Source organism: Nocardia cyriacigeorgica GUH-2 (assembly GCF_000284035.1).
Taxonomy (GTDB): domain Bacteria; phylum Actinomycetota; class Actinomycetes; order Mycobacteriales; family Mycobacteriaceae; genus Nocardia; species Nocardia cyriacigeorgica_B.
Map to the genome: position 1 here is coordinate 3,018,208 of NC_016887.1, position 18,581 is coordinate 3,036,788.

17 protein-coding genes and 1 pseudogene are annotated in these 18,581 nt (G+C 68.6%); 12 read left to right on the forward strand and 6 right to left on the reverse strand.

Translation table 11 applies throughout. From position 1 onward, the window contains the following. Positions 1 to 100: 100 nt before the first annotated feature. A complete protein-coding gene (locus NOCYR_RS30785) occupies positions 101 to 1,306 on the reverse strand; it encodes a site-specific integrase (RefSeq protein ID WP_014350944.1) in 1,206 nt (401 codons plus the stop codon). Positions 1,307 to 1,488: 182 nt separating this feature from the next. On the opposite strand from NOCYR_RS30785, the gene NOCYR_RS13545 reads away from it, so the two are divergent. From NOCYR_RS13545 to NOCYR_RS13570, 5 genes and pseudogenes are all read left to right on the forward strand, one after another. Continuing rightward, positions 1,489 to 2,682: an NAD(P)/FAD-dependent oxidoreductase gene (locus tag NOCYR_RS13545; protein WP_014350945.1), complete on the forward strand. Its 1,194-nt coding sequence runs from the start codon at positions 1,489 to 1,491 to the stop codon at positions 2,680 to 2,682. Positions 2,683 to 2,692: 10 nt separating this feature from the next. Then, positions 2,693 to 3,631 (forward strand): sigma-70 family RNA polymerase sigma factor, encoded by a 939-nt coding sequence (locus tag NOCYR_RS13550; protein WP_014350946.1) that lies wholly within the window; start codon positions 2,693 to 2,695, stop codon positions 3,629 to 3,631. 91 nt (positions 3,632 to 3,722) lie between these two features. Further along, positions 3,723 to 4,913, forward strand: coding sequence for an NAD(P)/FAD-dependent oxidoreductase (locus NOCYR_RS13555; protein WP_048834153.1), 1,191 nt, complete (start codon positions 3,723 to 3,725; stop codon positions 4,911 to 4,913). A gap of 92 nt (positions 4,914 to 5,005) precedes the next feature. Further along, entirely contained in the window at positions 5,006 to 5,920 is a 915-nt protein-coding gene (locus tag NOCYR_RS13560) for an RNA polymerase sigma-70 factor (RefSeq protein ID WP_014350948.1), read from the forward strand. A gap of 546 nt (positions 5,921 to 6,466) precedes the next feature. Next, positions 6,467 to 6,754 (forward strand): annotated as a pseudogene (locus tag NOCYR_RS13570) (Tn3 family transposase); the annotation flags it as partial. Positions 6,755 to 7,035: 281 nt separating this feature from the next. Here NOCYR_RS13570 and NOCYR_RS13575 read toward each other — a convergent pair. Then, positions 7,036 to 7,680: a class I SAM-dependent methyltransferase gene (locus NOCYR_RS13575; protein WP_048833331.1), complete on the reverse strand. Its 645-nt coding sequence runs from the start codon at positions 7,678 to 7,680 to the stop codon at positions 7,036 to 7,038. A gap of 658 nt (positions 7,681 to 8,338) precedes the next feature. Then, complete coding sequence (locus NOCYR_RS13580; protein ID WP_148280629.1) at positions 8,339 to 8,965, reverse strand: TetR/AcrR family transcriptional regulator; 627 nt, start codon at positions 8,963 to 8,965, stop codon at positions 8,339 to 8,341. 183 nt (positions 8,966 to 9,148) lie between these two features. Between NOCYR_RS13580 and NOCYR_RS13585 the strand changes: the two genes are divergently transcribed. From NOCYR_RS13585 to NOCYR_RS13600, 4 genes are read left to right on the forward strand one after another with little or no spacing between them, the layout of a single operon-like run. Continuing rightward, positions 9,149 to 10,372 (forward strand): alkane 1-monooxygenase, encoded by a 1,224-nt coding sequence (locus NOCYR_RS13585; RefSeq protein WP_014350954.1) that lies wholly within the window; start codon positions 9,149 to 9,151, stop codon positions 10,370 to 10,372. Continuing rightward, complete coding sequence (locus NOCYR_RS13590) at positions 10,372 to 10,548, forward strand: rubredoxin (RefSeq protein ID WP_014350955.1); 177 nt, start codon at positions 10,372 to 10,374, stop codon at positions 10,546 to 10,548. Before NOCYR_RS13585 ends, NOCYR_RS13590 begins: the two co-directional genes overlap by 1 nt. Position 10,549: 1 nt before the next feature. Further along, positions 10,550 to 10,735 (forward strand): rubredoxin, encoded by a 186-nt coding sequence (locus tag NOCYR_RS13595; RefSeq protein ID WP_014350956.1) that lies wholly within the window; start codon positions 10,550 to 10,552, stop codon positions 10,733 to 10,735. Beyond that, positions 10,732 to 11,955: an NAD(P)/FAD-dependent oxidoreductase gene (locus tag NOCYR_RS13600; RefSeq protein WP_014350957.1), complete on the forward strand. Its 1,224-nt coding sequence runs from the start codon at positions 10,732 to 10,734 to the stop codon at positions 11,953 to 11,955. Before NOCYR_RS13595 ends, NOCYR_RS13600 begins: the two co-directional genes overlap by 4 nt. A gap of 38 nt (positions 11,956 to 11,993) precedes the next feature. On the opposite strand, the gene NOCYR_RS13605 is transcribed toward NOCYR_RS13600, so the two are convergent. Then, positions 11,994 to 13,151: an FAD-dependent oxidoreductase gene (locus NOCYR_RS13605; protein WP_048834155.1), complete on the reverse strand. Its 1,158-nt coding sequence runs from the start codon at positions 13,149 to 13,151 to the stop codon at positions 11,994 to 11,996. 130 nt (positions 13,152 to 13,281) lie between these two features. Between NOCYR_RS13605 and NOCYR_RS13610 the strand changes: the two genes are divergently transcribed. Further along, entirely contained in the window at positions 13,282 to 13,632 is a 351-nt protein-coding gene (locus tag NOCYR_RS13610; RefSeq protein WP_014350959.1) for a hypothetical protein, read from the forward strand. Between the two features lie 144 nt (positions 13,633 to 13,776). Here the strand turns inward: NOCYR_RS13610 and NOCYR_RS13615 are convergent, their stop codons facing one another. Then, the gene (locus tag NOCYR_RS13615) at positions 13,777 to 14,643 is read right to left on the reverse strand and encodes an alpha/beta fold hydrolase (protein WP_014350960.1); all 867 of its coding nucleotides are present in this window, start codon (positions 14,641 to 14,643) and stop codon (positions 13,777 to 13,779) included. Positions 14,644 to 14,732: 89 nt separating this feature from the next. Between NOCYR_RS13615 and NOCYR_RS13620 the strand changes: the two genes are divergently transcribed. Then, complete coding sequence (locus tag NOCYR_RS13620; RefSeq protein WP_014350961.1) at positions 14,733 to 15,293, forward strand: CGNR zinc finger domain-containing protein; 561 nt, start codon at positions 14,733 to 14,735, stop codon at positions 15,291 to 15,293. 587 nt (positions 15,294 to 15,880) lie between these two features. Next, positions 15,881 to 16,612 carry a dienelactone hydrolase family protein gene (locus NOCYR_RS13630; RefSeq protein ID WP_014350962.1) on the forward strand — a complete coding sequence of 244 codons (732 nt, stop codon included), beginning with the start codon at positions 15,881 to 15,883 and terminating at the stop codon, positions 16,610 to 16,612. Between the two features lie 51 nt (positions 16,613 to 16,663). On the opposite strand, the gene NOCYR_RS13635 is transcribed toward NOCYR_RS13630, so the two are convergent. Then, complete coding sequence (locus NOCYR_RS13635; RefSeq protein ID WP_148280630.1) at positions 16,664 to 17,962, reverse strand: GDSL-type esterase/lipase family protein; 1,299 nt, start codon at positions 17,960 to 17,962, stop codon at positions 16,664 to 16,666. Positions 17,963 to 18,581 lie beyond the last annotated feature (619 nt).

The window sequence follows — 18,581 nt, forward strand, 5'->3', positions numbered from 1 at the left end:
TGTGGTTCGTGTCGTGTCGAAACGCAGGTCACGGTGGGTCCAGGCGGCAGCGGCCGGCGCAGGGCACGAAATGGTGTTCCGCACAATCGGATAGATGTCACTACAATCCGAGCTTGGTCACGGCATTGTCGTCCAACGGGTTCGCGGTGCGGATGTAGCGGTGCACGGTGCGGGGGTTGGACCAGCGGCCTTGGCGCATGATCTCGCGGTCGGCGGCGCCGCCGAGGGCGGCTTGGGTGGCGAAGCCTGCGCGCAGGGAGTGGCCGGAAAACAGCGCGGGGTCCAGGCCGGCGCGGGCGGCGTAGCGCTTGACGAGTTCGGCGATGGCGCGGCCGGAGATCGGGGTGGACCCGATGCCGCCGTGGCGGGTGACGGCGGGGAAGAGAGGTTGGTCCGGAAGCAGTGCCGGCGGAAGGCCGGTGAAACCGTGGCAGCGGTGAATGTTCGGGTCGGGTTGGGGTGCGGCGGTGAGCTGTTCGCGCAGGCGGCCCGGCGCGCTGGTGTACACGGCGAGCAGGGCGATCCAGTCGGCGAAGGCGCACACGGGGCAGGTGTGCGGGCGGGTGCCGCGGGGGAGGGCGACGCGTTGTTCGGTGATGCCGGTGGGGTCGGTTTTGCTGGTGGGCAGGTGGATGAGCAGGACCGGTTCGCCGGTGGTGTGGTCCTGGGTGACGTGCACGTCGCCGACGCGCAGGGCGGCGAGTTCGCTGCGGCGCAGGGCACCGGCGAATCCGATGAGCAGGGCGAGGGTGTCGCGGCGGCGGGCGGGTTCGGTGGGCCAGCCGGGTGCGGGCAGGCCGTCGAGGAGTTGTTCGAGGGTGTGCAGCAGGATCGGACGTTTGCGGACCGGGCGGGCGCGGCGGGTGCGCCGGATGCCGCGCAGGGTGAGGCGGACGACGTCGGAGCGGGTGGGTGAGGGTAATCCGTTGGCGGCGTGCACAGCTGCGATGGCGGCGGATTTGCGTTCGAGGGTGGCCGGGGCGAAGGCGGGTGCGCCGTCGTCGGTGCGGGCGTCGGCCGCGGCGGCGAGGTAGACGGCGACGTCGAGGGCGTCGGCGGGCAGTGCCTGGCGTCCTTCGGCGGCGCACCAGGCCGTCCAGGCGATCCAGTCGGTGCGGTAGGCGCGCACGGTGTTGGCCGATTGGGAGGCTTCGAGGTAGCGGGCGAGGGTGGCGGCTTGATCGTCGGCGAATCGTTGCCGGACTTCGCGCAGTGCCGCGGTGTCGACGAGGACGCTGCGCACGCCGCGGCGCAGTTGTGCGCGGACGGGGTCGGGGAGGGCGAGTGCGCCGGTGTCCTCGGTCATCGTTCCCCGTTCGGTCGGGCGGCGCGGCGGCCGCACAAGTGTTCTGCCCGAATGTATCCGGTGGGCCGGTCGACGGGGTGGGTCCGTGGCGGCGCGGTGCGTGGTTCACGTCACTGGATCGGGCTGTCAGGAATTCGGGGGCTGTCTCGTTCAGGGTGCACACGAACAGATAGGAGCGATCCATGAAGCACCGCATCGTCGTCCTCGGGGCCGGTTACGCCGGAGCGTATTGCGCGGGATATCTGGCTCGGAAGCTGCGCGCCGACGAGGTGGAGATCACTGTGGTCAATGCCGAGCCCGATTTCGTGGAGCGTTTGCGCCTGCATCAGCTGGCCGCCGGTCACGAGCTTCCGCGTCGGCCGCTGAGCGAGGTGTTCGCCGGCACCGGCATCGTGCTGCGCACGGCTCGGGTGACCGCCCTCGACGCCGATCACCGCACCGTCACCATCGCCGATGGTTCGGGGGTGGATCGGATCGAGTACGACACCCTGGTCTACACCCTCGGTAGCGCCGGCGCCGGCCACGGTGTGCCGGGTGTCGGTGAGTTCGCCTTCGATGTGGCTGCGCGGCCGTCGGCGCTGCGGTTGCGGGCCCGGCTGGATGAGCTGGACGGGACCGGGAAGGTGGTCGTAGTCGGTGGGAATCTGACCGCGATCGAGACCGTCACCGAGATCGCCGAAGCCCATCCGGGTCTCGAGGTGAGCTTGGTGACCAGTGGTGAAGTCGGTGGCTGGCTGGGCCCGAAGGCGCGGCGGCATTTGTTGCGTGCGTTCGAGCGGTTCGGGATCTCGATTCATGAGCACACGGCTGTCGAGCGGGTGGATGAGACGGCGGTGGTCGCGGCCGATGGCGCGGTTTTCGCCTCGGATGCGACGGTGTGGGCGGCGGGATTCGCGGTGCCCGCGATCGCGGCCGCCGGTGGTCTCGCGGTGCAGGCCGATGGCCGGATCACCGTGGATCGGCAGATGCGGTCGGTGTCGCACCCGAATGTCTATGCCGCCGGGGACAGCGTGTTCGTCATCGGTGCGAACGGGCGTCCGTTGCCGATGTCGTGCGCGTCGGCGGGGTTCACCGGGATGCAGGCGGTTTCGGCGATCGTCGGGGATCTGACCGGGCGCGCGGTGAAGGCGACCGCGCTGAGCTACGTCGGCAACCACATCAGCCTCGGCCGCAGGGATGCGATCTATCAGGTGGTCGATGGTGACGGTCGGGCGAAGCCGGGTGCGTTGTGCGGGCGTGCGGCGGTGGCGGTGAAGTCGTCGATCGTGGCGGTGAGCGGGTGGGCGATCAGCCGTCCGACGTTCGGAATGCCGAGCCGCCGATACCGATTGACCGCTGCCGAGCAGGCGGGTTCGCCTGAGGTGGCTGTCGCCTAGGGTCGTCGGTATGGACACTGCCACCGTGGCGCGTTTCGAGGCCAGCCGGGATCGGCTGGCCTCGCTCGCCTACCGTCTGCTCGGTTCGGCGGCCGATGCCGAGGACACGGTGCAGGATGCGTTTCTGCGGTGGCAGGCCGCCGACCACGACTACGTCGAGGTGCCCGAGGCGTGGTTGACCAAGATCGTGACCAATCTGGCGCTGGACCGGCTGCGTTCGGCGCGGGTCCGGCGGGAGCGGTCGGTCGGTGCGTGGATGCCGGAACCGTTGCTCGACGGTGATCCGATGCTCGGCCCGGCCGACACGGTCGAGCAGCGTGAATCGGTGACGCTGGCGATGCTGACGTTGCTGGAGCGGCTCTCGCCGGTCGAGCGGGCGGTGTATGTGCTGCGGGAGGCGTTTTCCTACAGTCATGCCGAGATCGCCGAGATCCTGGAGATTTCGGAGTCGGCGAGCCAGCAGCATGCGCATCGGGCGCGCCGTCGCATGGCGGGGGAGAAGAGGTCGGCGACGGTGGATGCGGCCTCGGCGCGGCGGATTGTCGAGGCGTTCGTGGCCGCGGCGTCGTCGGGGCGCACCGATCGGCTGGTGGAGCTGCTGACCGCGGATGCGACCGGTGTCTCGGATGGGGCCGGTGGGCTGGCCAAGAGGTTGATTCATTTTCCGACGCGGGAGCGGATCGCGGAGGCGTTGCGGTCGGGTTTGCGGCCGACAGCGGCCAAGCGCCGGCTGGCCGGTGGGTCGCCGTCTATTCATTCCGCCGTCGTCAATGGGTGTCCGGCGATGCTGTTCGCCCTGGGCGACCGGGTGCTGGGTGTTGCGGTGCTGGATGTGCGCGACGGCAAGGTCGCGGCGGTGCGTGCGATCGCTGCGCCGCGCCGTCTGGGTCGGCTCGCCGAGCAGTGGCGGCGTCGTGGGCATGATGTTCCGGTGGTCGACGCCTGGTAACACCCGCTGTCAGTGATGTGGGTCACATGATGTCAGGATCGGGGGCGCGGCGGTGTCTTGTGCTCGAGTCCCGCAGAGCGAAGGAGACATCATTAGCAACAACATCGACGTCGTCGTGGTCGGCGGTGGATACGCCGGGGTGATGGCGGCCAACCGGATGACCCAGCGTGCGAACGTGACGGTGACCGTGATCAACCCGCGCGCGGTGTTCGTCCCGCGGCTGCGGCTGCATCAGATGGTGGGCGGAACCCATGACGCGACCGTCGATTACGTCGATGTCCTGGCCGACGGGGTGCGGCTGGTCGTAGCCAGTGTCGCCGAGATCGATGCGGCCGCGCGCAGCGTGCGCCTGGCCGACGGCGGCCGGATCGGCTACGACTATCTGATCTACGCGGTCGGCAGTGCCGCCGCGCAGTCGCAGGTGCCCGGTGTGGGCGAATTCGCGTATCCGGTGGCGACGTACGAGGCGGCGCAGCGGCTGCGGTCGGTGCTCTTCGATACCCCGATGGACGCCGCGGTCACCGTGGTCGGCGGTGGGCCGACCGGCATCGAAACCGCTGCGGAGCTGGCCGAACAGGGCCGCGATGTGACGTTGCTCTGCGGTGGCCTGGTCGGTACGTACCTGCATCCGAGTGCGCGGCGCACCGCTCGCAAGTACCTCGCGAAACTCGGGGTGCGTGTGCTCGAAGGCTCCGACACCGCGGTGACGGCGGTGCGGGCCGAGGAGGTGGAGTTGCGTGACGGGCGGACGGTGCCCAGCCGCGTCACCATCTGGGCCGTGGGTTTCAGCGTCCCGGATCTGGCCGAACGCAGCGGCCTGCGCTCCGACGGCGCCGGGCGTCTGCTCACCGATGAAACGTTGACCAGCGTCGATGACGAGCGGATCGTGGCGGCGGGCGACTGCTCGGCGCCGTCGGGTCTGCCGTTCAAGATGAGCGCCTACGCCGCGGGCTGCCTGGGTGCGCACGCGGCCGACACCGTGCTGCGGCGGATCGCCGGCCAGGAGCCGGAACCGGTCGATCTGGCGTTCCCGGCGATGTGCATCAGTTTCGGGCGTCGCGCCGGGATCTTCCAGCTCGGCCACAAGGACGATACGGCGATGCGGCTGTATTTCACCGGCCCGGTGGGTAAGGCGCTCAAGGAGTTCTCCTGCCAGGCCAGCGTCAAGCATCTGGTCGCCGAGTCGCGCAAGCCCGGTTCGCACCATTGGCCCAGCGACGGCAAGCATCGTCCGAAGCTGTTGCAGGCCTTGGTTTCCGATGCGCCCGCGACCATTGCCTGACATTCGATAGCGGCGGGTGGCGCCGCACGACCGCAGACGCCGCCACCCGCTCGATCTACCACAATGCACCTGCGACACAGGGAGAGGACGTCATGAACACACCGGACGTACCCGACGACCACACCACCGTCGACGCGACCCAGATGTTCGTCCGGCACCGCAATCTGCTGTTCACCGTCGCCTACGAGATGCTCGGTTCGGCAGCCGACGCCGAAGACGTGTTGCAGGAGACATGGTTGCGGTGGGTGAAGGTCGACCTGACCCAGGTGAGCGACGAGCGCGCCTATCTGGTGCGGATCACGACCCGCCAGGCGCTCAACCGGTTGCGTTCACTCAAACGCCGCCGCGAGGCATATGTCGGTTCGTGGCTGCCGGAGCCGCTGCTGACCGCGCCGGAAGCCGCCGCCGATGCCGAACTCGCCGAGAGCGTGTCGATGGCGTTGATGCTGGTGCTCGAGACATTGACGCCGACCGAACGCGCGGTGTTCGTGCTGCGTGAGGCATTCGGATTCGGTTACGACGACATCGCGGCCGCGGTCGACAAGACCCCGGCCGCGGTGCACCAGATCGCCCACCGCGCGCGCCGCCACGTCGAGGCGCGCCGCCCGCGCCGCACGGTCACGCCGAGTCAGGCGCAGGCGGCGGTCGATGCGTTCCAGCGTGCGCTGGAAACCCGGGATCTTCAGGGCTTGCTCGACGTGCTGGCTCCCGATGTGGTGGCGATCAGCGACGGCGGCGGGATCAGGCAGGCCACGCCACGCCCGGTCGTCGGCGCCGACAAGGTGGCCCGGTTCATCGTCGGCGGGCTCACCAAGCACGATGTGGTGGTCACTGTCGAGGCGACGGTGGTGAACGCCGGCCCCGCGCTGGCGCTGTATGCCGATGGTGAACTAGACGGGGTCATCGTCGTTCATGTCGAGGACGGCGATATCGATGGCCTGTACTACGTTCGCAACCCCCACAAGCTGACCCACCTCGACACCGCGACGCCGCTGACCTTGCGGTGAGAGCGGTTGTGCGGCACGGCCGCCGCCGCGCTGACGGCGGCTGGCCGGCCGAGCTGATCTTCGTGCGCTTAGGGGGTTCCGGTAGTAACCGCCGAAGAATCAACGGATATGGCGTAGCCGCAGCTGACTGCCGGTGAGGCCCTGGTTCGGTCTGCGGCGATGGCCGGTTGCTGGTTGGCTTGGCTCCCAACGCTATTGGTTGCTGTGGGAGGTCGGTTTCGTGGCGACGCGGGTGTTCGCGGATGAGGAGTTGGCTCGTCTGCGGGAATTCCCGGAGATCGGGCGTGAGGAGTTGTTCCGGTTCTTCACGCTCTCACCGGCGGATCTGGCGTTCGTCGATCCCGGTCGCGGTCGTGGTCCGGCCGATCGGCACCGAGATCCGTTCCTACGGCCGCCGCGCCGAGACCCGCACCGACCATTTGCGCCTGGCCGCGCAGTATCTGGGGTTGCGGACCGCCGGTGCGCTCGAACTCTTCGCTCACGAGGGCCTGTCGAAGGCGCGGTTTGGCCTGCGCGATCGCCGCCCGCAGGCGTTCCCACCCGATCGGCATGATCCGGGCCCGCCAGCTGCAAGACCAGACCGAACAAGCCTGGTGTCTGACCCTGGCCACCAACGCGGTGATCGCCTGGACCACCGAGTACTACGGCCTCGCGGTCGAGCAGATGCGCCGGGGCGGCCACCGCATCGACGACGAGGTCCTGGCCCACATCTCACCCGCGCGCAGTGCCAACATCAACTTCTTCGGCGCGATCGAAGACGACATCGACGCCGAACTCGCCGCGCTCGGCCCGACGGGCTACCGGCCGCTGCGGGTGCGTGACACCCTGTTCTGACCGGTCCCGGCGCTACCCCAGGGCCCGGTTCGTGTGCTCGCGGCCGAGCCATTCGGTGGTCGTCATATCCGGGATCAGGTCCGCGCAGGATCGTCCGTCCTGGGTCCTGTCGTGGTCCCAGGCTCGCGGGTAGTGCGGTCCGGCGACGTAGCCGAATGAGTAGGGGCGCCCTCGACTCCGATCCGCAGCTTATCGGCGGTGATGCCCGCCCACTGGCGTCCGGTGTGCCAGATGATCACCCCGCCACACCCGGCCAGTGGCGAGCCCGACATATGCAGAGGTTAGGACTTACTGCGTGCGAAAAGAATCGCTTGTTGAGCTTTCGCATCCGGGTCGAGCAGCATCTGGGCCTCGACCACGAATCCGGCATCGTGCAGCCAGGATGCCACCTGGTTCGGCTGACGGTGGTGGACATGGACCTTCATCGGGTGACCGCCGTAGCCCTCCGTCTTCAACAGCGACTCGTCGCCGACGTGAAACAGCAGTTGCAACGGTCCGCCGGGACGCAATGCTCGGTGGAAGCGCCCGAACACAGTCGGCACCTCGTCGTCGGGGATGTGGATCAACGACTGCCAGGCGAGCAGGCCGGCCACCGAAGCGACGGGCAGGTTCAGCTCCGTCATCGAGCCCACCTCGAACCGCAGGCCGGGGTGGTCGCGCCGGGCCACGTCGATCATCGCCGGGGAGAGGTCGATACCGAAGGCGTCGACACCGAGCTCATGCAGGTGGGCGGTGACTTCACCGGGGCCGCAGCCGACGTCCGCGACCGGTCCGCCGCCAGCGGTCCGCACGCTGTCGGCGAACAACGCCAGAGCCGCGCGAAGGTACTGGTGTCCGGCGAGGGCGCCGCGCACTTGGTTGGCATAGCTGACCGCGACCGTGTCATACGAGGTTCGGGTGTCGGCCAACCAGTCATCCGTGCTCATGACCGGCACGATATTCCATGATCGCGGCGGACTCGGCGCTACCCGGGAACGACAAAGGTGGCTCCACCCGGCCGGGTGGAGCCACCGGTAGGCAGGACGGCATCGCTCATGGCGCGGGCCCCGAGACACTCTGGCCGACTCTGTCATCCGGTGGCGAGGGCATCAGTGACTGCGGCGAACGGCGGTACGCGTCCTCGACACCATCGGATCGGCGAACACCCGCCGCTCCTACGGCATCGCGATCGTCAAGACCGTCGACCAGCTCGACGGCCGCCCGGACGGACTCACCGGGCCAGCCGCGCCCTGGACTCGATCACCGACACCCCTAGGCCGAGAACCAGCGCCGCTACTTCAAACCCTCGCCGCAGGCGATCCGTGAGCTGACCTCGATCCTGGGCCCGGGAGCCGAACGCCGACGCTGACCAGCAGCTACGCCATATCCGTTGGTTTTTCGGCGGTTACTACCGGAACCCCAGATGGCGGCGGCTGGCCGGCCGAGCTGATTTTCGTGCGCTACGTGTCGGTCTTCCAGCTGCCCGGGGCGCTGCTCCTCGGCGCCATCGTGCCGGCGCCCCGGGAGAGGTTCGGGCCGCGCAGGCCGCCGGTTCAGTGATCCAATGCCGATCGCACAGCCGAATCACGTTGATGCGCGCCGGATTCAGCGCACCGGCGCCGTCTCCTCGACCGCCGGTCCGAAGATGGCGCCGATGACGAGCGCGATCTGGGTGACGGCGCGGTCGATGGGTCCGGTGGGCTGGAACAGGTGGCTCAGCGCCAGGCGGACGACGGCTTCGACTCGACTGCCCAGTTCGTCGTCGCTGAGGGCGGACAGCCCGTATTGGGTGCGTAGCACGGTGGTGAGGGTGCTGGCCGCGCGGCCGAGGACCGGTTCGGGTTCGGTCATCAGGGTGGGCAGCAGAGTGGTATCGGCGCTGGATCGCCCGGCGAGGACGGCCTTGAGCAGGGTGTTCTCGGCGGCGGTGCGCAGGGTGAAGTCGACGGCGGCGGTGAGCGCGGCGAGCACGTGGCGGGGGTGGGCGGCGATGGTTTCGGTGATGCCGGCCAGGAAGGTGTCGAGTTCGGCGGCGATGACGGCGTCGGCGAGGTCTTGCCGGGTGCCGATCTCTTTGTAGAGCACCGGCCTGCTCACGCCCACTTCTTTGGCCACGCGCGACATGTTGACCGCGCCCCAGCCCTCGGTGCAGACGAGTTGGCGGGCGGTGTCGATGACGCGGGCGCGCAGCAGTTGACGCATCTCGCTGTGAAAGTTCGGCGCTTCAGCCACGACAGCCATCGTACATCAATGCTGGTTTCGTCCATCCGTTGACAATCGTCGGTGATGTGTTTCTAATGAATACACATCACAGCACAGTGTAAACAGGGCTGGTCCGGACGCCGATGAGGGCAGCAGCGACCGGTGGTCCCGCCGTGGACCGTTTCCCGCTCACCGATCCGAGGAGAACCGACGATGACGACCTCACCGCTGGGGCAACCCACCGACGCGGTCACCCCGCCGTGGCGTGACCGCAAGCGCTATCTGTGGTTGTTCGGGCTGATCCCGCCGACCGCGCTCGGCCTGGCGGCCGCGCTGGTGTGGGTGTTCAACCAGCTGGGCTGGCAGCAGGTGGCGCCGGTGTGGTGGTGGATCGGTCCGCTGCTGCTGTATGTGCTGCTGCCGATCCTGGACCGGTTCTTCGGCCCCGACGGGCAGAATCCGCCCGATGAGGTGATGGAGCAGCTCGAACACGATCGCTACTACCGCTACTGCGTGTACGCCTACATCCCGTTCCAGCTGGCCAGCCTGGTGTTCGCGGCCTACCTGTGGACGGCGACGGACCTGTCGTGGCTCGGCATCGACGGCGGTCTGGGCCTGTGGTCGAAGATCGGCGTCGCGTTGAGCGTCGGTGTGATGGGCGGTGTCGGCATCAACACCGCGCACGAACTCGGCCACAAGAAAGACGAGCTGGAGCGGTGGCTGTCCAAGATCACCCTCGCTCAAACCGGCTACGGCCACTTCTACATCGAGCACAACCGCGGCCATCACGTCCGCGTGGCGACGCCGGAGGATCCGGCCAGTTCCCGGTTCGCCGAATCGTTCTGGGCCTTCCTGCCGCGCAGCGTGTGGGGGAGCCTGCGCTCGGCGTGGGAGCTGGAACGCACCCGGCTGCACCGCATGGGCACAAGCCCGTGGACGCTGCGCAACGACGTGCTCAACGCGTGGCTGATGTCGGTGGTGCTGTGGGCGGGGTTGGTCGCGGTATTCGGTCCGATGGTCCTGCCGTTCCTGGTGATCCAGGCGGTCTACGGGTTCTCGCTGTTGGAGACGGTGAACTATCTCGAGCACTACGGGTTGCTGCGGCAGCGCACCCCGGCGGGCCGCTATGAGCGCTGCACCCCCGAGCACAGCTGGAACTCCGACCACATCGTCACCAACATCTTCCTCTACCACCTGCAGCGCCACAGCGACCATCACGCCAACCCCACCCGCCGCTACCAGATCCTGCGCAGCATGGACGGCGCCCCGAACCTGCCCAGCGGCTACGCCAGCATGATCTCGCTGGCCTACTTCCCGCCGCTGTGGCGCAAGGTCATGGACCATCGCGTCCTCGACCACTACGACGGCGACATCACCCGCGTGAATATCCACCCCGCCAAGCGCGATCGGGTGCTGGCCCGGTACGGGGTGGCGTAATGGCCGCCTACCGCTGCCCGGTCTGCGACTACCGCTACGACGAAGCCACCGGCGCACCCCGCGAGGGTTTCCCCGCGGGGACCGCGTGGCCGGCGATCCCCGACGACTGGTGCTGCCCCGACTGCGGGGTCCGCGAAAAGCTCGACTTCCAGACCGTTTCCACGACAGGAGCCTGACATGAGCACCGACTACAAGCTGTTCCGTTGCGTGCAGTGCGGTTTCGAATACGACGAAGCCCTCGGCTGGCCCGACGACGGCATCGCCGCGGGCACCCGCTGGGACGACATCCCCGAGGACTGGTCGTGCCCGGATTGCGGTGCGGCCAAGGCCGATTTCGAGATGGTCGAGGTCAGCCGCGCATGAGTGGGCGCATCGTCATCGTGGGCGCCGGAATCGCCGGCGCCGCCGCCGCACGCACCCTGCGCCGCGAGGGCTACACCGGCCAGATCGTGCTCCTCGGCGGCGAGACCACGCTGCCCTACCGGCGACCCGCGGTGTCGAAGGAGGCGCTGGCCGGCACCGCGGTACCGGCGCGGCTGCTGATCGATACCGCCGACGCCTGGCGCGCCGCCGACATCGACGTGCGCCCCGGGACCTGGGTGGACCGCATCGAACCGGACCGCCGGCGGGTGCGGTTGGCCGACGGCACCCCACTCGACTACGACCGGCTACTGCTGGCGACCGGCGCGCGGGCCCGCACCCTGCCGGGTCAGCATCCGTCGGCGCGCACGCTGCGCTCGCTCGCCGACGCCGACACGCTGCGCGCGCTGCTGTTCGACGGCGGTTCGCTACTCGTGGTGGGTGCGGGGCTGATCGGTTGCGAGGTCGCGGCGACCGCGCGAGGTCTGGGTGTGGCGGTCACGGTGGTGCATGCGGCGTCTCGTCCGCTCGACCGCGTCGCGCCGGCCGTGCTCGGTGCGCACCTGCAACGCCTGCACACCGAACACGGCGTCACCATCCACAACGACGTCACCCTCGAACGCCTCGACCACACCGATGACGCCGTCACCGCCACCGCGGCCGATGGCCGCAGCTGGACCGCGTCCTCGGTTCTGGTGGCCATCGGCTCGGTGCCCGACACCGGGCTGGCCGAGGCCGCGGGTGTGCTCGTCGACAACGGCATTCGCGTCGACGAGCACTACCGCACCTCGGTTCCGGGCATCTACGCCGCCGGTGATGTCGCCAGCCGCTACGTTCCCGAGCTCGGGGTATTCGAGCGCAGTGAACACTGGAACAGCGCCCAATTTCAGGGTGCCGCGGCAGCTCGCGCCATGCTCGACGCCACACCCAGTGCCCCGGAAGTGCCGTGGGGTTGGTCCACCCAGTACGGGGTGAACCTGCAGTTCGCCGGGCGCATCGGCGCCGACGATGAGCTCATCGTGCGCGGCGCCGATACCGAGACACCCGCGGTGCTGGCCTTGCGTGAGGGCAGGCTCGTCGGGGCGGCAGGGATCGGATGTGCCGCCGACATGCGTGCGGCGCGCGGGCTGATCGCCGAGGGCGCCTTTCTCGACCAGATGGTCTGTGCGCGGGGGCCGCTGGAATCCGCGATGCGCGATGGGGAGTGTGTGCGGGTCCGGTGAGGATTGGCGGTGGGTCGGTCCGGCGGTGCATGCGACGGTCAGTGCGGCTGGACTTCGTCGAAGAGCGCGAGGGCGGCGGCCGGGTCCGGGCTGACGAGGCGTTCCAGACCGGCCGCGGTGATCGTTGCCCACCGGGCGGCGCGCGCCCACATCCGTTCCTCGAAGCCGCGCACGGCGTCGTCCAGTTCGTCGGGTGCGGCGGCGATCGCCTCGGCGAGTTCGGCGCCATCGAGCATCGCCAGGTTCGCACCGGCTCCCAGCGGCGGCATCAGATGCGCGGCGTCGCCCAGCAATGTCACTCCGGCAACGTGGGTCCAGGTGTGGGACACGGGCAGCACGTAGAGGGGCCGGTGGATGAAGGCGCTGCCGTGGCGCAGAAGCGCGAGGATCGGTTCGGCCCACCCGTCGAACAGTTCCGGCACGAACGCGCGCACCGCCTCGACATCGCTGAGGTCCAGACTCGACCCCGCCCGCCGGTTCAGCCCCAGATGCCGGTTCAGGTCGGTGTGCCACTCCAACGGCGCCCGGAACTGGGCATACACCTTGACATGGCCGCCGCTGTTGCGTTGAGCCACCACAGCGCGGCTCACCCCGTACACGGCCAACGCGCCGTCACCGATCAGTTCGGCCAGTTCCGGGTGCCGGGTGTCGACGTCGTCGATCGAGGTTTCCAGCGCGGTGACGCCGGTGTAGTGCGGCACCGCCGCCGACACCGCAGGCCGCACCCGCGACCACGCACCATCCGCGCCGACCACCAGATCGAAACGTTCCGGCCGCCCATCGGCGAAACGCACCAGCACACCACCGGTTTCGGCCCGCACCTCCGTCACCTGTCGCCCCCACCGCACCTCCAGCGGCCCGAGCAGCAGATCACGCAGCTGCCCCCGGTCGATCTCGGGATTGGCCCGCTCGTCCGGCCCCGGCCGCCAGTCCCGCAACACCCGCGCATCAGTGTCGAGGATCCGCATAGCCTGCCCCTCCGGCCGCGCCAGCTCTTGAAACTCCGCCAGCAACCCCGCTTTCCGCAGCGCCAACTGCCCCAACTGTTCATGCAGATCCAGCGTGCCACCCGCAGGACGGGCATCCGACGCGTCATCGCGCTCGACAACGGTGACGCGGTGACCGTGACGATGCAGGACACGCGCGAAGCTGAGTCCGCCGGGCCCGGCCCCGACCACGGCGATACGAGGGCTCATACCCATACACGGTAGTGACGTGCCGGCCGCGGCGCTCCGAACACGATGCCGAGTACAACCCGATCCGGCCGTCGGGTGCCACAATGGCGTGCACGAACAAGGCGATGGTGTTGGGGGAGGTGAAACCAGCATGACCACCGGGGATCGGGACGAAACCATCACAACGATCACTGGTGCCGCGCCCAGCGTGATCGTGGCGCTGCGTCGCGCCGCTACCATCGCCGCCGAGCACGGCCACAACCACCTCGGCGTCGAAGACCTGCTCGCCGCGCTACTCGAACCCGGATCGCCGTTGGAACTGCGGTGGCGGCAGCGAAATCTCGGCGCGCTGACCTTCGACGAGGTTCGCGAGCTCGCCCAGGCGACGATCCCAGACGCGGTCATCGGCGACCACGGACCCGCCGACCCTGCGACCGTCGTGTTCGAGGTGTCCGGCCGCCACTCCGACGAGTTCACCGCGATGATCAACCAGTGCTCGTGATGGGCTGCGGCTGGATGCGGATGTGGTGCAGGCCGGCAGGGGTGGATCGGGCGGCGTTGTATGCCGGTGAATCCGCACTGCGGATGAGCGAGGTGATGTCGGCGAAGCGGGCTGTGGCCGAGCTGGCGGGCTGAGAGCGAAGGCTCAGCGGGGGATCCGGTCGAGGAAGGCGGCGATGAGTGGGGCGATCTCGCTGGCGTGGGTTTCGAGTGCGAAGTGGCCGGTGTCGAATAGGTGCAGTTCGGCTTCGGGCAGGTCGGCCAGGTAGGCGTGGGCGCCGGTGGCGGGGAAGAAGGGGTCGCCTGCGCCCCAGGTGATGAGGGTGGGCGGGGTGTACTTGCGCAGCCACGCCTGCCAGGCCGGGTAGCGGGCGACGTTGGATTTGTAGTCGAAAGCCAGAGCCACCTGCGCCTGCTTGCGGCCCGGCAGATCCAGGAAATGCTGGTCCAGCAGCCAGGATTCCGGTGACAGCACACTCGGGTCGGCGACGCCGGTTTCGTACTGGCTGCGGGTGCCGTCGAGGGTGAGCAGGGCGCGGATGGTGTCTTCGGCGCCGTCGTCCTCGGGGCGCAGTGCGGTGAATGCGCGCGCGCCGTCGGACAGCCCGGCTTCGTAGGCATTGCCGTTCTGCACGACCAGGCCGGCGATCCATTCCGGGTGACGTTCGGCAAGGCGGAAACCGATCGGCGCGCCGAAATCGAAGACGTACATGGCGAAGCGGGTCAGTCCCAGTCGCTGGACGAAACCTTCGGTGATATCGGCCAGGCGGTCGAAGGTGTAGGTGAAATCGTCCGGCGTGGTGGTGTTTCCGAATCCGGGGTAGTCGGGTGCGATGAGCCGGTAGCGGTCGCCGAGCAGGTCGATGAGCCGCCGGAACTGGTGCGAGGCCGACGGGAAGCCGTGCAGCAGCAGCAGCGTCGGCGCCTCCGTGCGGGTGGGCACGGACTCCCGGTAGAAGACCTGCACACCGTCGACGTCGAGGTAGCGGTGGTGGACCAGCGGCAAACTCATGGCGTTCACATGCTTTCTGTTGGTGATGATGCATTAGGTGTAGTCGATCAGCGTCTAATGTGTCAACTCGTTGATGTAGCATTAGTGACATGAGTGAGGCGTTCCTGACCGGTGAACCGCTGGCCCTGGACCTGGTCAACACCCGCCCGGCCGGCACCGACCTGCTGAGCACCCCCGAGCAGTTGGCCGACTGGCTGCGACATCAGGCCGGTCGGCTACCCGAACCCGGACACGTCACCACCGACGACCTGAACCAGATCCGCGAGGTCCGCGGCCACATCGCCGCGATCTGCGAGGCCCTGCTGCACGACCGCCGCCCACCCGAAGCCGCCCTCCGCGGCCTCGCCGCCGCCCAAACCGCCGCACCCGCCATCCGGCACCTGCACTGGACCGGCACCGCACTCACCGCGACCACCCACCGCACCGGCTCACCCGGCGCCGAACTCGCCGCCGCCCTCGCCGAATCCGCCGTCGACCTCTTCGCCGACCCCGCCATCACCCGCCTCAAACAATGCGAAGCCCACGACTGCGTCCTGCTGTTCCTGCCCGCCCACCCGCGCCGCCGCTGGTGCTCCCCGCAACGCTGCGGCAACCGAATCCGCGTCGCCCGCTACTACGACCGCCACACCAAACGCACCGACACGCCCTGAACCTCACCCGCGGTCAACGCGCCCCGCGGGTCAGGGCGCACAGCGACTCCACCGGACCAGTGGCGATCTCGGCCACCCGCGCCGGCTCCCGCGCTTCAACAGCTGGAACGCCGCATGCTCGGCACGACCTCTCCCCATCCGGATCGATCTCGATTAACGGCTCGGATTCGCTGGTCTCAGGCGCCGAAGACGGCGCCGACGACCGATTGGGTCTCCGTCGACCTCTATCAGTCCGAGGTTGCGGGCATCGCCGAGGGTGAGCGCCCCGGCGACGAGGGCGAGGATGTACGGGGGATCGGCGCGGCGACACATCGCTCGAGGGAGACGAACGCGGACCGCTCGGGGGAGATGAACCACTAGAACCGATGCGGGTCGAGGCCCTGACGCGGCCGCCGCGGCAAGGAGTGGTCCGAGAAAACCCGTTGGCGGACGACGGAGACCCTGCTACCGTCCCAAGCGCCGTGCCAGAGTCCGAGGAGGTGATACCCGTGAACGCAGTATCGACATGGGTGCTCCCCTCTGGGGTCGCGGTCGGGCGATAGGTCGTCCGGGAGCGCCGTTCACGAGCACTCCCGAAAGGCACCATCGTGCACTTGCTTACCGAACAACGCCTCGACGACGACATCCTCGAACGCACCTTCACCCTCGGAGAGATCCCCGGCATCCTGTGGACGCCCCCCTCCACCTCGGCGCCGGCTCCACTGATCCTGATCGGACACCCCGGCGGACTGCCGGCGATGTATCCGCGGCTGTTGTCGCGGGCCCGGCTCGCGGTCGCGGAAGGCTTCGCCGCGGCCACGATCGAACTTCCCGGCACAGGTGAGCGGCCCCGTTCGGCCGCCGCCGACCAGGCCCGCGCCGACCTGCGCCGCGCGGTGCAGGCGGGGGAGCCGGTCGCGGACGAGATCATCGACCGGCTCGTCCTCCCACTGGTCGAACAGGCCGTACCGGAATGGCGGGCCGCGCTCGATTCGCTACTCGACATGCCCGAGATCGGCGGACCGGTCGGGTATTCCGGCGGCGTGATCTCGATCGGCACCCGGCTGGCAGCGGTCGAACCACGCATCGCAGCCGCCGTCCTGTTCGCGGGGAGTTACGTCCCCCGCGCGATAGTCGACGAAGCCCGCCACGTCACCATCCCACTGCACGTGCTGCTGCAATGGGACGACGAGGGCAACGACCGGCAGATGGCCCTGGACCTGTTCGATGCGTTCGGTTCGACAGAGAAGACGCTGCACGCGAACATGGGCGGCCACACAGGCGTCCCGTCATTCGCCGGCGAAGAAGCCAACCGGTTCTTCACCCGGCACTTGACATGACCCGGCCGGTTACCGCTGTCGAACCTCGACAGCGGTAACCGCCGATCAAGGTCAGTTGCGGCACCCCACGAACGCATCGATATCGACGGCCTCGGCCATCGCCTGATACCCGGCGGCACTGGGGTGCAGGTTGTCCGGCCCGGCGAAACGGGGATCGAGGACATTCGGGCGGGCCGGATCGCGCAGGGCCGCATCGAAGTCGATCACACTGTCGGAGAGCTGCTGGGTGCGGATCCAGGCGTTGATCCGCTGCCGGACCGGATCGGCGTAGGGGAGGGTGAGCACGCCGTCGGCGAGGGCGTTGTCGGCGGGCAGAATCGTGCCCAGATGCACCGCCAGACCGGCGGCGTGCAGCCGGTCGATGAGCCGGGTGTAGCCGGCCACGACCTCGTCGTAGCTCGCTCCGATCGGGATACCGAGGTCGTTGATCCCCTCGAGGATGATCACATCGGTGACCCCGGCCTTATCGATTACATCCTGCTGCAAGCGCGCACCCGCGTTCGGCCCGAACTGCGGGATGAAACCGTCACGGGTCACCCGGTTCCCGGAAATACCGGCATTGAGCACGCTGAACGGCAACCCGGCCGCGTCGATGCGGCGCTGCAGGAAATCCGGGTAACGCACATTGCGATCCACCACACCGCGGTCCTGTGGTGTGCCGAGCAGGTTCGCCGAGACGTAACCGTCGGTGATCGAGTCGCCGAACGCGACCACCGTGGCCACCTCCGGGCCGGCCTGCACGTCCAGCCCCGACACCAGCGGCACCGCCGTGGTCGTCAACGGCAGCTGCGCGCCGCCGGGATCGGTGGTGCGATCACCGGCGAACGGGAGGCTGTAATAGCTGGTGGCGTTGCCGTTGAAATGCTCGGTCGGCAGCACCGCCAGGCCCGGCACGTGCACGCTCACCGACAGCGGCGCGAAAGCCGCGACGTCGACCTCGACGGGGTCGCTCACGACATCGCCCCATGCTGGAATGCTGACCTCGCGCCGACCGCCGAAGGTCACCTCGCGCAGCGCCTCCGCGCGCACCGACCCGCCCGTCGTCTGCGGCGCCACGGTGACATGACCGACCTCCATCGGCACCGGCCGTGTCCGGTTCGTCAGATGAATACGCACCACCGAACCACCGCGATGCGGCGTGATCACCACCCGATAGGTCTGATTCGACACCGACAGCTGCGGGATCAGACTGGGATCCGCGGCGCCGAAGGAATCCGACGGTGCGGCCATCCAACTACCCACCCACGGCGAATCGCCACACGCCGCGGCTCCGGCAGGTGCCACGGTCACCCCCGTCGACAGCGACCCTGCCAGCACCGCGACACCGACTGCCGTCCACCACTTTCGCATCAACTGTTCCTCGCAGCGGGAAGTAGTTACCGCGAGGAACAGTAACTATTACGGTGATTTCTCGGGCATATATGCCGAAATTCCCGCGAACGCTGTGGATCCGACGGTGCGGCGGCCGAGCGCGGACCCGCGATCGAATCGACGGTGGAACCTGCCCTCAGGCACCGATTCCGGAATCCGCGACGGAATCCGGATGGGCCGGCTCAGGCATGCCCACCCGGTCAGCGGTGGGGTGGAAGGAATCCGGCGCAGCGGACTGCGCGGTTGACCCAGCACGAGAGAAGCCGTGAACCGCGACACATCGCCCAGCGCCCCAGTGATGCAGCCACCCCCGGCCGGTGAACGTTCGTCGGCAAATAGACCGCGAACGCCGTCGCGATTCTGGGACAGGCGTACCAGCGACCCCAGTTTTTCGTAGTCCGCCGACGGGGAGTCCGGCACTGCGAGTTGCTCTTGACCCGGCGTCGGTGCCCGGCTGTCCTCACCCACCCTGACCGCCGATAATGTTCACTTATCGGCGGTCAGGACACGATCGATTTCAAGCCGCTCCAACGGATTGCGTTGCGTGTCATAACGTCACAACCAACGAAACCAACGCTACGATTTGCCGGTGGCGAAC

What these genes read in the sequence shown, in the direction of transcription:
- NOCYR_RS30785 (WP_014350944.1), bottom strand. Translation starts at nt 1,306, where the DNA reads ATGACCGAGGACACCGGCGCACTCGCCCTCCCCGACCCCGTCCGCGCA.
- NOCYR_RS13545 (WP_014350945.1), top strand. Translation starts at nt 1,489, where the DNA reads ATGAAGCACCGCATCGTCGTCCTCGGGGCCGGTTACGCCGGAGCGTAT.
- NOCYR_RS13550 (WP_014350946.1), top strand. Translation starts at nt 2,693, where the DNA reads ATGGACACTGCCACCGTGGCGCGTTTCGAGGCCAGCCGGGATCGGCTG.
- NOCYR_RS13560 (WP_014350948.1), top strand. Translation starts at nt 5,006, where the DNA reads ATGAACACACCGGACGTACCCGACGACCACACCACCGTCGACGCGACC.
- NOCYR_RS13575 (WP_048833331.1), bottom strand. Translation starts at nt 7,680, where the DNA reads ATGAGCACGGATGACTGGTTGGCCGACACCCGAACCTCGTATGACACG.
- NOCYR_RS13585 (WP_014350954.1), top strand. Translation starts at nt 9,149, where the DNA reads ATGACGACCTCACCGCTGGGGCAACCCACCGACGCGGTCACCCCGCCG.
- NOCYR_RS13590 (WP_014350955.1), top strand. Translation starts at nt 10,372, where the DNA reads ATGGCCGCCTACCGCTGCCCGGTCTGCGACTACCGCTACGACGAAGCC.
- NOCYR_RS13595 (WP_014350956.1), top strand. Translation starts at nt 10,550, where the DNA reads ATGAGCACCGACTACAAGCTGTTCCGTTGCGTGCAGTGCGGTTTCGAA.
- NOCYR_RS13600 (WP_014350957.1), top strand. Translation starts at nt 10,732, where the DNA reads ATGAGTGGGCGCATCGTCATCGTGGGCGCCGGAATCGCCGGCGCCGCC.
- NOCYR_RS13605 (WP_048834155.1), bottom strand. Translation starts at nt 13,151, where the DNA reads ATGAGCCCTCGTATCGCCGTGGTCGGGGCCGGGCCCGGCGGACTCAGC.
- NOCYR_RS13610 (WP_014350959.1), top strand. Translation starts at nt 13,282, where the DNA reads ATGACCACCGGGGATCGGGACGAAACCATCACAACGATCACTGGTGCC.
- NOCYR_RS13615 (WP_014350960.1), bottom strand. Translation starts at nt 14,643, where the DNA reads ATGAGTTTGCCGCTGGTCCACCACCGCTACCTCGACGTCGACGGTGTG.
- NOCYR_RS13620 (WP_014350961.1), top strand. Translation starts at nt 14,733, where the DNA reads ATGAGTGAGGCGTTCCTGACCGGTGAACCGCTGGCCCTGGACCTGGTC.
- NOCYR_RS13635 (WP_148280630.1), bottom strand. Translation starts at nt 17,962, where the DNA reads ATGCGAAAGTGGTGGACGGCAGTCGGTGTCGCGGTGCTGGCAGGGTCG.